At 54.3% G+C, this 13,095-nt stretch carries 13 protein-coding genes and 1 riboswitch; of the genes, 7 read left to right on the top strand and 6 right to left on the bottom strand.

Going from position 1 to position 13,095, the window contains the following annotated elements; all coding sequences use genetic code 11:
- Window positions 1-180: 180 nt before the first annotated feature.
- The 3 genes from BM040_RS06680 to BM040_RS06670 form a co-directional block, all read right to left on the bottom strand.
- Window positions 181-555 (bottom strand): hypothetical protein, encoded by a 375-nt coding sequence (locus BM040_RS06680; protein ID WP_092099735.1) that lies wholly within the window; start codon window positions 553-555, stop codon window positions 181-183.
- Window positions 552-1,220 (bottom strand): DUF2461 domain-containing protein, encoded by a 669-nt coding sequence (locus tag BM040_RS06675; protein WP_092099734.1) that lies wholly within the window; start codon window positions 1,218-1,220, stop codon window positions 552-554. The genes BM040_RS06680 and BM040_RS06675 overlap by 4 nt, the downstream gene beginning before the upstream one ends.
- A gap of 180 nt (window positions 1,221-1,400) precedes the next feature.
- A complete protein-coding gene (locus tag BM040_RS06670; protein WP_092099733.1) occupies window positions 1,401-2,096 on the bottom strand; it encodes a hypothetical protein in 696 nt (231 codons plus the stop codon).
- A 381-nt stretch (window positions 2,097-2,477) separates the two neighbouring features.
- Here BM040_RS06670 and BM040_RS06665 point away from each other — a divergent pair, with 381 nt between their 5' ends.
- The 3 genes from BM040_RS06665 to BM040_RS06660 all read left to right on the top strand — a co-directional run bounded on the left by BM040_RS06665 (window position 2,478) and on the right by BM040_RS06660 (window position 6,954).
- On the top strand, window positions 2,478-5,009 hold the full coding sequence (locus tag BM040_RS06665; RefSeq protein ID WP_092099732.1) for a PIG-L family deacetylase: 2,532 nt from the start codon (window positions 2,478-2,480) through the stop codon (window positions 5,007-5,009).
- An 86-nt stretch (window positions 5,010-5,095) separates the two neighbouring features.
- Window positions 5,096-5,242 carry a hypothetical protein gene (locus BM040_RS21690; RefSeq protein ID WP_175491005.1) on the top strand — a complete coding sequence of 49 codons (147 nt, stop codon included), beginning with the start codon at window positions 5,096-5,098 and terminating at the stop codon, window positions 5,240-5,242.
- On the top strand, window positions 5,239-6,954 hold the full coding sequence (locus BM040_RS06660; RefSeq protein WP_092099731.1) for a sodium:solute symporter family protein: 1,716 nt from the start codon (window positions 5,239-5,241) through the stop codon (window positions 6,952-6,954). Before BM040_RS21690 ends, BM040_RS06660 begins: the two co-directional genes overlap by 4 nt.
- Before the next feature lie 535 nt (window positions 6,955-7,489).
- Here the strand turns inward: BM040_RS06660 and BM040_RS06655 are convergent.
- Together BM040_RS06655 and BM040_RS06650 are read right to left on the bottom strand one after the other, a co-directional pair.
- Window positions 7,490-8,404 (bottom strand): class I SAM-dependent methyltransferase, encoded by a 915-nt coding sequence (locus BM040_RS06655; RefSeq protein WP_092099730.1) that lies wholly within the window; start codon window positions 8,402-8,404, stop codon window positions 7,490-7,492.
- An 82-nt stretch (window positions 8,405-8,486) separates the two neighbouring features.
- Window positions 8,487-9,356: a DUF2911 domain-containing protein gene (locus BM040_RS06650; protein ID WP_092099729.1), complete on the bottom strand. Its 870-nt coding sequence runs from the start codon at window positions 9,354-9,356 to the stop codon at window positions 8,487-8,489.
- Between the two features lie 201 nt (window positions 9,357-9,557).
- Window positions 9,558-9,660: riboswitch (TPP riboswitch) on the top strand.
- A gap of 78 nt (window positions 9,661-9,738) precedes the next feature.
- On the opposite strand from BM040_RS06650, the gene BM040_RS06645 reads away from it, so the two are divergent.
- Genes BM040_RS06645 through BM040_RS06630 form a run of 4 tightly spaced genes read left to right on the top strand, consistent with a single transcriptional unit; the run spans window position 9,739 to window position 12,435 of the window.
- Complete coding sequence (locus tag BM040_RS06645; RefSeq protein WP_175491004.1) at window positions 9,739-10,464, top strand: class I SAM-dependent methyltransferase; 726 nt, start codon at window positions 9,739-9,741, stop codon at window positions 10,462-10,464.
- Window positions 10,461-11,525 (top strand): AIR synthase-related protein, encoded by a 1,065-nt coding sequence (locus tag BM040_RS06640; RefSeq protein ID WP_092099728.1) that lies wholly within the window; start codon window positions 10,461-10,463, stop codon window positions 11,523-11,525. Before BM040_RS06645 ends, BM040_RS06640 begins: the two co-directional genes overlap by 4 nt.
- Complete coding sequence (locus BM040_RS06635) at window positions 11,522-12,172, top strand: thiamine phosphate synthase (protein ID WP_092099727.1); 651 nt, start codon at window positions 11,522-11,524, stop codon at window positions 12,170-12,172. Before BM040_RS06640 ends, BM040_RS06635 begins: the two co-directional genes overlap by 4 nt.
- A complete protein-coding gene (locus BM040_RS06630) occupies window positions 12,169-12,435 on the top strand; it encodes a Trm112 family protein (RefSeq protein ID WP_092099726.1) in 267 nt (88 codons plus the stop codon). The genes BM040_RS06635 and BM040_RS06630 overlap by 4 nt, the downstream gene beginning before the upstream one ends.
- Before the next feature lie 34 nt (window positions 12,436-12,469).
- Here BM040_RS06630 and BM040_RS06625 read toward each other — a convergent pair whose 3' ends face one another.
- A complete protein-coding gene (locus BM040_RS06625) occupies window positions 12,470-13,000 on the bottom strand; it encodes a hypothetical protein (RefSeq protein WP_245756123.1) in 531 nt (176 codons plus the stop codon).
- Window positions 13,001-13,095: the final 95 nt, after the last annotated feature.

Genomic DNA, 13,095 nt, shown 5'->3' with positions numbered 1-13,095 from the left:
CGCAATTAAGAGTAATAGGCGGCACAGCAGCGCCGTCCACCATGCATCCTTTACGGGCTGGGGTAACAAATGGCTAAACTTGAGCTTACTATACTTAAGTTTAATGTTTGTAAAGTTTAATGAATTGCGCCTGCTAACTTCTATTACTTGAGGGTAGCGGATGGTGCAGAGAGGTCCTATTTACGGGCTGATTCGCACTGCCTTCGCATAACCAAGCACAGGAGCCTTCTCCTGTACTTCCCCTTCGAACCAGGCCTGTATCTGGTGCCCCTCGCGCAGCTGGCCGATATCAAGCTTTTCACCAACCTCGTTTTCCATCAGGGTGTGCTCATCTATCCGCACGCTGGCATCCTTATAAGTTGACACCACATCCTCCAGCGACTTCACCGCTACCACGGCGCTGGATTTGCTGCCGTTCTTGGCCGTATACTTTATGTGCGTGATGTAGCCGTACACATCGGGTTGCGTGTCGGGCATGCGTTTAGGCTCCTGCCTGCAGGAGAGCTGTGTTAGCAGTAGCAACACACAGATCAGGTAATAAGGTGCTTTTTTCACGATGGTTCTGCTATGGCGTTGTTGAGAAAGTCGTGTAGCGGTTTTACCAGGCGGAAGAGGGCCGGGAGCCGTTCGATGAACCCGGGCTGGCTTACCTCCTCATCACTGAAAAAGTGCAGCACCTGAAAGCCTTTATACCTGAGCAAGTCCAGTTCGGGGTGCGTCTTGTCGTATCCCTTCGGCGTAACCCTAGTCTGCTCTCCCCTAAACCCTCCGAAAGTGTTCTTGAAAGCCGGCTCATCCAGCAATTGCTGCAGCTGACCGGGGTTGTAGTCAATCTCCTCCCGTATCAGTTCTAACTGCTTAGTGCTTGGCTTACGTATACCACCCCCAATTCTCGACCTGTTTCCGGGCTCCAGCACCAGCACATAGTTGGCAAATACCGAGTGGCGCCCTCCCGGCGATATTCCGGCCCCGAAATGCCCTTTATACGGTGCCTCGCCTTTTTTGGAGAAGTCATTCTTGTTAATCCGGAAAATGCACTCCTGTACGTTAACCCCATGCAAGGACGGGTCGATCTGCTGCAGTTGGGCCAGCTGGTACTCCACTACCTCTACAAAGTATGCCTTTGCCTGTAAATACTCGTCCCGGTGCCCGTCCATCCATACTTTGCTGTTGTGCTGCTGCAGTTGCTGCAAAAAGGAAAGTATAAACGGGATGTTCATAGGCAGGCAAAGGAGTTAGTATATCAGCGTCTACGCCGCATACGGTATTGCAGAAAGTAGCAACCAGGCATACGTCGCGCAGCCTGCAGTCAGGAGCAGGGTTCTGTTCTTGTACTCAGTAAGCTTCCCTGTTGTTGCACGGCAGCATCAGGGACTATGAAAAGGAATGCTAAAACAAATTCAGGCCACGCGCAGTACGGAGTCGCCTAGAAGCGCCTTCCGGATGCGGCCATCCGCCTGGTAATGAGAAAGGAAGTCGCCACGGCGGCAAACAGCTGGCTTTGGCTCTTTTATCAGCACCACTTTGGCGCGTTGGCCCACGGTAATAATACCGATGCCGCGCCGCTCACAGGCAGCCAAAAAATGCTTGGCTAAAGGGTTGTGCCGGAGGGTCATGCTGCTGATGGAGAGGCCCAGCCACTGCTCGTCGGCAGGGGTTTTCTTCAGGTCGTCGAGCAGGTGCAGCAGGCGGTGTATCCGCAGTTTTTGCTCCAGGTACGTATGCAGCACAAAGGTGGCGCCGGAAAGAACAACGGCAAGTATAGCCCCGGCAACGGTGTAGCCCAGCCTCCAGCCCACAGCCAGTACCAGCAGCGCAACAAAAAAAGAAGTGGCAAAGCGCAGTTTGCTCAGGCCGCTCTTTTTATACTTCGTAAGTGCCGTAGCAATCCGGGGAGAGTTTAAGGTGTGCAGCGAGGCTATAAACGGGGTATTGTCCTGCTTTTTGAGGGAAAACAGGCCCTGTGCCGCATGGCCCTGCCTGGTCTGTTCGTCTTTATCAACTAAAACAAGCTTAGCCCCAAAGCGGGCAGTGTAATGGCTACGCAGGTAGTCAAACGCAAAGTCGTTGATGTTGCTTGCTTGCTGGCTGGGCATATATTTTGGTTACATAGGTAGTTAAAGCGGTATGTAACGCGCTTGCAAAGGTACGTTTTTAAGGCGTTCTATTACGCAAGCACAATGCAAATGTTAATCAAAAAGACAAAGCAGCGGGCTCAGTTCGTACAAATATAGATGTTTGCTGATTTTAATCTAATTTTTTCTAGTTTTTTTTCTTGATCCGCCAAAAATAGGCCTATGCCCCATTTATTGCACTTTCCGGCTAGCAGGCAGGCGCCCAGAATGCCGCCGGCTATTTTACGCCCTGCATACTTTGTGAATGCTGCCTAAGAGTGTCTACGATACTTTCACAGAAATGCTTAGATTTACAAGGCCTTGCTAAGCTCGGCACACAATCAGCTGCTCATATACAACTCTATGAAGATACACCGCCTACTGTTCCGTTTCCTGTTTCTTTCCCTCGGGCTGATGTTACGGCAGCCGCTGCAGGCGCAGGCTCCCCAGCGGGCCTCGGCCGCCGACGTGCTGCAGGATCTGCAAAAATTAAACGTGCTGGGCCGGGTGCTTTATGTGGCGGCCCACCCCGATGATGAGAACACCCGCTTGATTGCCTACCTGGCCAACGAGAAACTTTATACGACCGCCTACCTTTCCATCACGCGCGGCGATGGCGGACAAAACCTCATCGGTCCGGAAATCAGTGAGAATTTGGGCATTATCCGTACGCAGGAGCTGCTGCAGGCACGGCGTACGGACGGCGGCCAGCAGTTCTTCACTCGCGCGAACGACTTTGGATTCTCCAAGAACCCGGAAGAGACCTTTACCATCTGGGATAAGGAGCAGGTGCTGGCCGACATGGTGTGGGTTATCCGCAAGTTCAGGCCTGATGTGATGATAACGCGCTTCCCGCCTGATGAGCGTGCCGGCCATGGGCAGCATAGCGCCTCGGCTATACTTGCCGAAGAGGCATTTAAGGCCGCTGCAGACCCGAAGCGCTTTCCTGAGCAACTGAAACAGGTGGAAGTATGGCAACCCAAGCGCCTGCTCTGGAACACGGGTGTTTGGTCGTTCAGGAGCCAGGAAGAGTTCGAAAAGTATGGCAAGGAGTTGCTGAAGGTAGACGTGGGCGGTTACAGCCCGCTGCTGGGCGAATCGTATGGCGAGGTGGCCGCGCGCAGCCGCAGCATGCACAAAAGCCAGGGTTTCGGAGCGGCCAGCTCCCGCGGCACCAGTATAGAGTACCTGCAACATACGGCAGGGGAGAAGGCGCAGCAGGAGCTGTTTGAGGGTATCAACACCAACTGGAGCCGTGTAAAAGGCAGCGAAAAGGTGCAGCAACTCCTGCAGCAGGCCATCAGCTCTTTTGATGCGACAAAGCCTGCCGCCGTAGTGCCGGCTTTGCTTGCCGCCCGAAAAGAGATGCAGCGGCTACCGGAGAGCTATTGGAAACAAACCAAACTGCAGGAGTTGGAGCAGGTGATGCAACAGGCGATGGGGCTTTTCCTGGAGGTTACGGCCAGCGAGTATAGCACAGCGCCAGGGCTGCCGGTGCGCCTGCAGGTAGAGGCCATCAACCGCTCAGAGGTGCAGGTGACCCTCCAAAGTACAAAGTATGGTTTTGCCGCCTCAGACACCACGCTGAACATCCCCCTGAAAAACAACGAGCCGCTAAAGTATAGCACTGGCAAAACCCTGCCCCAAAACACGCCTTACTCACAGCCTTACTGGCTACGCGAGGCAGGCACGCTGGGAATGTTTGCCGTGAGCGAGCAGCAGCTGGTGGGGCAGCCGGAGAACAGGCCGGCAGCGGAATTAACGTTTCACCTGCAAATCTCCGGGGAGCCGCTACAGGTGGCCGTGCCGGTGGTGTACAAGCGCACCGACCCGGTGGACGGCGAAGTATACAGGCCCTTTGTGGTGACGCCCCCGGTTTACGTGAACCTGAGCGAGCGCGTGCTCATGTTTGCCAACGGGGAGCCGAAGCAGGTGCAGGTGCTGGTGAAGGCCGGCAAGCAAAACGTAAAAGGCGACCTGCAGCTGGAGATGCCCAAAGGCTGGCGCACCGAGCCCGCTTCGGCGTCTTTCGAGCTGGCTGCCAAAGGGGCTGAACAACGCATCAACTTTATGGTGTATCCGCCTAAAAAGCAGCAGGAGGCGCAGCTCAAGGCTATTGCTACCGTGGACGGAAAAGCCTACACCAAAGGGCTGAACGAGATCAACTACAAGCACATACCGGCACAGGTCACCTTTCCGGAGGCCAACACCAAGATCGTGAAGCTGGACTTGCAGAAGCGCGGGGAGCGGGTGGCCTACCTGATGGGCGCCGGCGACGACATCCCGGCGAGCCTGCAGCAGATCGGCTACCAAGTAACCCTGCTCAAGGACAGTGATATGTACCTGACTTACCTAAAGCAGTTTGATGCGGTTATACTTGGCGTGCGGGCTTACAACACCGTGGAAAGGATACGGCATTACCAACCCACCTTGCTGGAGTACGTGCGGCAGGGAGGTAATCTGATTGTGCAGTATAATACCAACCACGCCCTCGTTATCCCGGAGGTTGGCCCTTATCCCCTCAAGCTTTCCCGCGACAGGGTAACCGTGGAAGATGCCGAAGTGCGCTTCCTGAAGCCCGGCCACCCGGTGCTGAACACGCCCAATAAGCTGAGCAAGGCTGATTTTGCAGGCTGGGTGCAGGAGCGTGGGTTATACTTTCCCAACGAGTGGAGCTCGGAGTATGAGGCCATCCTTTCCTCCAACGACCCCGGCGAGCCGGCCCGCGACGGCGGCCTGCTGGTGGCAAAGTATGGCGAGGGACACTATATCTACACCGGCTACTCTTTCTTCCGGGAGTTGCCGGCCGGCGTACCCGGCGCTTACCGCCTGTTTGCCAACCTGATATCGCTGGGCAAAGGCACGGACAACGCAGCAAAGTCAAGTATGAAATGATATGACATATGACTAAGAGACAAAGGACAAAAGACTATTAATTAGCTCAGTCCTTTGTCTATTGTCACAAAATCCTTTGTCCAAAAATGAAGAACTATCACCCTGTAGACGAAGAACCGCCCACTGAGAAGCCGCCTTTCTTTAAAACCTGGAAAGGGATGTACTGGCTGGTGCTGGGCAACCTGGCTTTTATGGTTGTGCTGTTCTATGTCATCACTAAATTCTACGAATGAGACCTCTTGATTGGATAGTGCTGCTGGGCACGTTGGGCTTTATCGTTATCTACGGCATCTGGAAAACCCGCGGCAGCAAAGACATAGAAGGCTACCTGAAAGGCGACAACAGTATGAAGTGGTGGACCATCGGCCTGTCCATTATGGCCACGCAGGCCAGCGCCATCACGTTCCTGTCCACCCCGGGGCAAGCGTACGAAGACGGAATGCGCTTTGTGCAGTTTTACTTCGGTTTGCCCATTGCGATGGTCATCATTTCCATCACGGTCATTCCTATCTTTTACAGGCTGAAAGTATACACGGCCTATGAGTTCCTGGAGAACCGATTCGACCTGAAAACGCGCTCGCTGGCCGCTGTGCTTTTCCTGATACAGCGTGGCCTGGCTGCGGGCATCACCATTTACGCCCCTGCCATCATACTTTCCACGATGCTGGGCTGGAGCCTGACGGCCACCATCATGGTAATAGGCCTGGTGGTAATTGCCTATACCATGTCGGGGGGTACCAAGGCCGTGAGCGTGACGCAGAAGCAGCAGATGGCCGTGATGATGGGCGGCATGATCATCGCCGGCTTTATGGTAGTGCGCTACCTGCCCGAGAACGTTAGTTTTGGCGAGGCCGTGGCCGTGGCCGGCAAGATGGGAAAAATGAATGTAGTGGACTTTTCCTGGGATTGGAAAACGAGCTGGAACGACCGCTACAACTTCTGGTCGGGCATTACGGGCGGGCTCTTCCTGTCGCTCTCTTACTTTGGCACCGACCAGAGCCAGGTGGCACGCTACCTGGGCGGCAAGTCCATTGCCGAAAGCCGGCTGGGGCTGTTGTTCAACGGCTTGCTCAAGATCCCGATGCAGTTTATCATCCTTTTTATTGGGGTGATGGTGTTCGTGTTTTACCAGTTTAACCAGCCGCCGGTGTTTTTTAACGAGGGCACCAAGAGCAAAGTATACGCCACCGCCCATGCCGACGAGCTGCGCAGCCTGGAGTCAAAGTATAACGACATTTTTGAGCAAAAGCAGCAGGCGGTGCATGGGCTGGTGGATGCCCTGAAAACGGAGGACGAGGCTGCCATTGCCGCCGCGCAGGAGCAGGTGAATGCTTATACGTCAGCGGGCAAGCAGGTGCGGGAGGAGGTGAAGGGTGTGATTCAGAAAGCGGTGCCCGATGCCGAGACCAAGGACACGGACTATGTGTTTATTTCCTTTATCATGAAGTACCTACCCGCTGGACTGGTGGGGCTGCTGCTGGCCGTGATCCTATCGGCCGCGATGTCGTCCACTGCCTCGGAGCTAAATGCGCTGGCTTCCACGTCCGTGATTGACATTTACAAACGCTCGGTGCAGCAGGATGGCAGTCCGATCCACTATGTGAAAGCCTCCAAGCTCTTTACCGTTGGCTGGGGATTCATTGCCATACTTTTCGCCACCTATGCTTCCCTGCTCGATAACTTGATCCAGGCAGTGAACATCATCGGGTCAATTTTTTATGGCACCATCCTGGGTATTTTCCTAGTAGCTTTCTACCTCAAGCGCATCAAAGGGAACGCGGTGTTTTACGGGGCCATACTTGCCGAGGCCGTTGTGCTCTACTGCTACTTCTTCACCGACATCGCCTTCCTCTGGTTCAACGTGATCGGCTGTGTGGCGGTGGTAATATTCGGGTTTATACTTCAGGCGCTGATTGGCAAGAAGGAGAAGGAGTTGGTTGCGTAGGAGGGGGAGCGTTTTTGACGTGTTGGGTCCAACCACCCCTTTATCCCCGCCTTGTCTAAGGCGGGGAGCCTGTAATTGCTTTGGCTGAAGTATTAGCTTCGTAGTCAAAGTATAAACACCCCTGTAGTCCCCTCAAGGGGACAGTTTGTGCCTGTTACATAGCAGAGGCCGTAGCTACCGAAACTGTTCCCAGCCTTTGGGTTGAGCGCCTTCTAGATTTCCGGTGCCGTAGGCATTGCGACATCAGGAGCGAAGGAAATGTAGACAGCGCGATGCCCGAAGGCGAGCCCTCTCGGGCTTGAGAGCACCAAAGTCGGAGATGAAACGAGCCGCTTGTGGGAAGTAGAGGATGAACGGCAGCTAGTAAGGATAGCTTGGTTCAAGTTAAAGGAAGCAGCATAAGGCACAAGCGGACACTTGCGCCAGCTGGAGCTATAAAAGTATAAGTCAAAGTATAAAAAGACACGAGCTACAAGCTCGCGCCAGCAGCAGCTTAGTAAGTATAACCAAAGTATAAACCTGCAGCCTACCCTCACTACCTCGGCTTCTGCGCCGCTACAATATACACCAGGCTTCCCCCCGCCGATACGTATTCCTCTTTCTGCAGCTTTTCCTTCAGCATAATTTTATTGTAGAGCAGCTTCTGCCAGTACGCGTCAAACTTATCCTTATCGCCGCCACCGGCCATAAAGTAGTTAAGGTTGTCTTGGTAGTCGTAGCCCATGGCCTCGGTTTCTATCCAGTTCAGCATCTGCTCCACACGCATGATTTTCTCCTGCGTGTCATAGGGCGGGATGATGGAAAGCGCTTTATCAGAGATCCATACTTTTACGTCCCTCAGACCGGCTTTCAGAAACAGGTCCGGTACCACGTCACCGAGCGAGTTGAAGCCTTCGCCCAGATTCTTCTTGCCCTTCTCGATGCGCAGCTTCACCTCCAGCACCTCCAGCATGGCCTCCACGTTGTAGTCGGTTTCGCCGTAACGGTCAAACATGAGGTTAGGCACCAGGTTGTTCGGCTCCAGGGCCACGACCCAGCCGCCGGGTTTGGTCACGCGCATCATCTCGGCGATGACCTGCTTCGGGTTTTTTACGTGGATCAACAGCGTCTGGCAGAGAGTAACGTCGGCGATATTATCTGGCAGCGGAATGTCATCGGCATAGCCCACCTTGAACTCATAATCGATGTTGGTGTGCCCGAACTCACTCTGCGCCCGCTGCCGCGCCTCGGCAATGTAGCCCGGCTCGTAGTCCACGCCGTATACTTTTCCGCCCGCCGGCATATACTTCGAGAACCTGAACCCCATCATGCCCTTGCCGCAGCCAATGTCTACTAGCGTTTGGGTATAGGGGATGTAGAGGCGCTCGGCCAGCAACTCCAGGTAGTCTTCGTTCCACCAGTATTCCCGTGCCGGGCCCAGGTGCTCTTCAGAATGCTTCTTCTCTTCCAACTGCTTTATACTTTAGGGTACAACAAAAAGCCCCTGGAAGTACGCTCCCAGAGGCTTTTATACGATAAAAGCGGCGATCGCTTTACTTCATTTTCTTCCACTCGGCAATGGCCTTCTCGTTCAGGCGCACATAGTCCTGGTTGTTGGCAGCCTTGGCCAGTTCCATCGATTTCTCGGCGGTTTTGATGGCGGCTTTGTAGTTCTTCAGCTGCGCCTCAATCTTGGCCTGTGCGTGCACGTTCCAGAACTTAGGGTCTTTCTCGTTGGCTTTCTTCATCCACTCATGCGCCTGCTTCAGGTCGTGACCGTTTTCCATATAGTAGCTGGCCGCCGCTGCGTACAGGTTTGGGTTCACGTTGGTGCCTTTCACCACGTGCTGGTCAATCTGCGCCATCACTTTGCTGTCTACATCAGCCTTTACCGTGAACGGCACCACTACATTGTCCCACATGATTTCCACGTCGGCTCCGTCAGAGGTAAGGTTGGCAAAATTGATGGTGAAAGACTCTGCCTTGCGCGGGTTTTGCTCCGGCTTCACCTTAAAGCGCACCAGGTCCTCGGCCTGGTTGTAGTCCTGGCCGCCATCGCCCCAGTGCTTGGTGTTCTTGTGGATGATCACCGTCCACTCGTTCTTATCCGGAATAGTATAAAGTGCGTACTCGCCGGCAGGTACCTTGTTACCCTCAACGGTCACGTCCTCCGAGAACCTGATTTTGGTGGAGGCGTTGGCCCCTGTGCGCCATACTTTGCCGTAAGGCACCAGGTCGCCGAAGATTTGGCGGTTTTTCACGGCAGGGCGGGAGTACTCTACCGAGATGGTGCCAAGGCCCACGGCCTGCTCAATTTTCTGGCTTGGGCTGGCGGCCGGCATCTTAATACCCTGCGCCTGCACGTTGCCAGCGCCCAGCATAAGCGCCGCCGATAAGACAATACCGAATAATGCTTTTTTCATGTTTATACTTTTGTTTGGATAGGTTTTTTCAGGAAGTAATATTACGGAATATCTGATACTTTAACCAGTGAAATTTGCGATAGCGGCAGCCTGTAAAGTATAGCAGGAGCAGCCTGTGCCTGCAAAATGCCCAAAAGCACACAAGTGCCGAGGCCAAAAGTATAGCAGGACTGTTTTTCAACAATATTTTCTGTACCTTAGCAAAAGTACATGGGGTGCTTGGCATTTAAAGCTGCCAGGCTGAGATAATACCCGCAACCTGATCTGGATAATGCCAGCGTAGGAAACGTATCAACCTGTAGCGCCTCTCCAAGGCGCTATCCTGTCTTTTTCCTATCTGCTTTAAACAGTCAGGCTATTTTATAACCCTAAAATACCTGCTGTGAGCAATCTGCAACAACAAAAATTTGACCTGGTAACCCGCGACCTGCGCAAGTGGCAGGGCCGCGAGGAGTGGTTCTTTAACCGCGACCACACCGACACCTATGAACTCTGGTATGAAGGCCGCTACAAGCGGGCCGAAGTATGGCAGAAGAAAGTGATCGGGCAGCTGATCAAGAAAGATGAGCGCGTGAAGACCCTGCTCGAGTTCGGCTGCGGCACCACCCGTTTCACCCGCTGGTGGAAGGAAATCGGCATCGAGGCCAGCGGCGGCGACATCTCGCCTTTTATGCTGGGGCAGGGCGTGCATCTGTTCGACGGCGACCTGGTCCTGGCCGACTCGCACCACATGCCCTTCAAAGACCACACGTTCGATGCCCTGGCTTTTATCACCACCTTCGAGTACTACAAAGATCCGGTGAAGGTAATCCGGGAGGCGGCGCGGGTGGGCAAGTATGGCATCGTATTCGGCATGATGAACCGCAACTCCCCTAAAGTGGCCCGAAGGAGGATACAGGAGCTGCTTGGCAAGAATCCTTTCTACGTAACCGCCACGTTCTACACCCCCAAAAAGTTGATGGCCGTGATTGCCGAGGCCCTGCACGACCGGGACTACACCGTGGAGTGGACGGCCACGGGCCTGCCGGAGTGGTTTCCGGTGCAGCAGTGGCAGCAGCCTTACGGCGATTTCTTCGGGTTGCATGTACGCTTAAACGATGTGAAATGAGCGCCTTTGACGATAATTCCGGAAAGGTAGCTGCCACTACTTTTAAAGACGTGCTGCTGCCTTTTAGCGGCGCAAGGCGTGCGGAGGTGCTGGTAGGCCCGAAATTCGGCGTGGATACGGCTGTCATCGACCTGGGAAATAGCTTGGGCATGGCCGTTTCCAGCGATCCGCTCTCGCTTATCCCCTCGCTGGGGCTGAGGGAATCGGCCTGGCTGTCGGTGCACCTGCTGGCCAACGACATGGCCTCCACCGGCTTTGCCCCCATGTATGCGCAGTTCGTGCTCAACCTGCCCACCAGCCTGTCGCTGGAGGGCTTCAGGGAGTACTGGACCTTCATCCATCAGTTTTGCGAGGATATCGGTGTCTCCATCACCGGCGGCCACACGGGGCAGATCGAGGGGCAGAACTCCACCATCTCCGGCGGGGGCACCATGTTCCTAACGGCCCCGCTGGACGAAATCCTCACCAGCAACCGGGCGGAAGCAGGCGATATACTGATCGTGACCAAGGAAACGGCCCTGGTATCAACTTCTATTTTGGCCATGAGCTTTCCGGAAACGGTGAAGAATAAACTCGGCAAGGAAGTATGGGAGAGCGGCTGCGAGAATTTCTACCGCACCTCCGCACTGCCCGATGCCCTGGCTGCGAAAGAGGTGCTACAAAGCAATGCGGAGCTAAAGGCCATGCACGACGTTACCGAAGGCGGCGTGGTGGGAGCTATCTGCGAAATGGCTAATGCGGCCGGCTGTGGCTTCCGGATTTATGACGATGCCCTGCCGGTGGGGGAGGCGCAGGAGCAAATTGCCGGGCTTTTTGGTGTTGACCACCGTTTTTGTGTGGGCGCCGGATCTATGATCATGGCTGTGAAGCGGGGAAGCGAGCAGAAGCTGATAAACCATCTGGCAACCAAGGCTATCAGGGCAACGGTGATAGGAGAGCTAACCCCCAGGGAAGCCGGATTCAGAATCGTGGAGCAGGATGAGGAGCGGCCGCTTTCCTTTGATGGCAAAGACCCCTACTGGGAGGCATTTTTTAACGCATATAAAGCTGGCTGGAGATGAGAAAGTATAAGCCTATTACGGGTGGCGTATACCTGGTGCTGGACCCAAGTATGGACAAGCCCCTGCTGCTGCAGAAGGTAAGGGAAGCGCTGGACGGCGGCGCCAGCGTGCTGCAGATCTGGAACAACTGGCCTACCGGCTATACTTACTCCGACAAGTTGCTGTTAATTCAGGAGTTGGTAGACTTGGCTGCTGCCTATCAGGTGCCGGTGCTGGTAAACGAGGAATGGCAACTCCTGAAGGATACAGAACTGGCAGGCGTGCATTTCGATAGCATTCCCGAGGATTTTGAAAGTATAAAAGCTGCGGTTGGGCGGGATTTTATCTGCGGCATCACCTGCAGCAACAATTTGGAGGTAGTGCGCTGGGCTGAGGAGCGTCAACTGGATTATGTCTCTTTCTGCGCCGTATTTCCCTCGCCCTCAGCCGGTAACTGCGAATTGGTGCAGCCCGACACGATCCGGGAAGCCAGAAAGATTACGCAGCTGCCGCTGTTTCTTTCCGGAGGCATTACCACAGAAAATATAGATAAACTACAGGAGCTCGATTTTAACGGCGTGGCAGTGATCTCAGGGATACTGAACGCTGCCTCTGCCCAAAAATCCACCGCTGCTTACAAGGATGCATTAAACAAGTATAAGGTATGAAACTATCCTTCTTAGAAAAGCTATGCTGTCCCGTGGACAAGCACGAACTGAAGTCGCAGGTATTTGCGCAGCACGAGAACGGGGATATTCTGGAGGGGCTCCTGACCTGCCCTTCGTGCAAGCGGTATTACCCGATTGTGTACGGTATCCCGATCATGACGCCCGACGAGTATAGGGAAAAAGCACTGGAAGCGCCGATCCTGGAAAAGTGGGGGCTGGTGCTGGAGGAAGCTGAAGAACAGCCGTTTTTGCTGAGGGGGTAGGCTGCCGCTCTGCGGCAACGGTTTATACTTTGCCTCAGAAGCTGCGGCCTATACTTAGCCCAAATCGGGGTACCACTGCCAAGCCAGGCGTATCAGATTTGTTCTCTGGTGAAACAAACGGCGTAACGGCCAGCCTGACCAGCAGCCCGCCGCGTGGGTCCTGGTAGCGGAAGCCGATGCGGGCAAAGTACATGTTCTGCATCAGGTCGGGATGGTCGGTAAAGCGGCGGGTATAGCCCAGGCCAAACTCCACGTGGTTCTGGGTGGCGCCAATCATGCCCAAGGCCTCTATCGGTACAATGGGGTATACGCCAGGCTCGCCTTCCTGAAAAAACAGGTTGGTGCCAACGCCTGCACGCACAGCGGCCTTAAAGTTATAGTACTGGTATACGATGCGGTCGAAGTTGAGGGAGTAGGTGTCGGAAGAGCCGCTTACCTCCAGGTAATAAGCGTTTCGGGCGGTAAAGGTACCCGGCCGCCGCTGGGCCTGCGCCACCTGGGCCAGTAGCAGAAACGAGAGTAGAAGGGTGCTATACTTTAGAGCTGAGCTAATAACAGGGTGCATGGGCCGCTTATTCGAAAATATCGCCTAAAGTATATCTATAAAACATAAAATCCTACTGCAGCACTGGCCACAGTAGGATTTTATGTTTTATAGAA

Origin of the sequence: Pontibacter chinhatensis (assembly GCF_900113285.1) — a bacterium.
Classification (GTDB): domain Bacteria; phylum Bacteroidota; class Bacteroidia; order Cytophagales; family Hymenobacteraceae; genus Pontibacter; species Pontibacter chinhatensis.
Note: the sequence above shows the minus strand (reverse complement) of the source record. Positions and strands in the feature narration are given on the sequence as shown.

Bases quoted from the DNA above. Each gene is read 5' to 3' on its own strand.
- BM040_RS06675 (WP_092099734.1), bottom strand. From the start codon at position 1,220: ATGAACATCCCGTTTATACTTTCCTTTTTGCAGCAACTGCAGCAGCAC.
- BM040_RS06670 (WP_092099733.1), bottom strand. From the start codon at position 2,096: ATGCCCAGCCAGCAAGCAAGCAACATCAACGACTTTGCGTTTGACTAC.
- BM040_RS06665 (WP_092099732.1), top strand. From the start codon at position 2,478: ATGAAGATACACCGCCTACTGTTCCGTTTCCTGTTTCTTTCCCTCGGG.
- BM040_RS21690 (WP_175491005.1), top strand. From the start codon at position 5,096: ATGAAGAACTATCACCCTGTAGACGAAGAACCGCCCACTGAGAAGCCG.
- BM040_RS06660 (WP_092099731.1), top strand. From the start codon at position 5,239: ATGAGACCTCTTGATTGGATAGTGCTGCTGGGCACGTTGGGCTTTATC.
- BM040_RS06650 (WP_092099729.1), bottom strand. From the start codon at position 9,356: ATGAAAAAAGCATTATTCGGTATTGTCTTATCGGCGGCGCTTATGCTG.
- BM040_RS06640 (WP_092099728.1), top strand. From the start codon at position 10,461: ATGAGCGCCTTTGACGATAATTCCGGAAAGGTAGCTGCCACTACTTTT.
- BM040_RS06635 (WP_092099727.1), top strand. From the start codon at position 11,522: ATGAGAAAGTATAAGCCTATTACGGGTGGCGTATACCTGGTGCTGGAC.
- BM040_RS06630 (WP_092099726.1), top strand. From the start codon at position 12,169: ATGAAACTATCCTTCTTAGAAAAGCTATGCTGTCCCGTGGACAAGCAC.
- BM040_RS06625 (WP_245756123.1), bottom strand. From the start codon at position 13,000: ATGCACCCTGTTATTAGCTCAGCTCTAAAGTATAGCACCCTTCTACTC.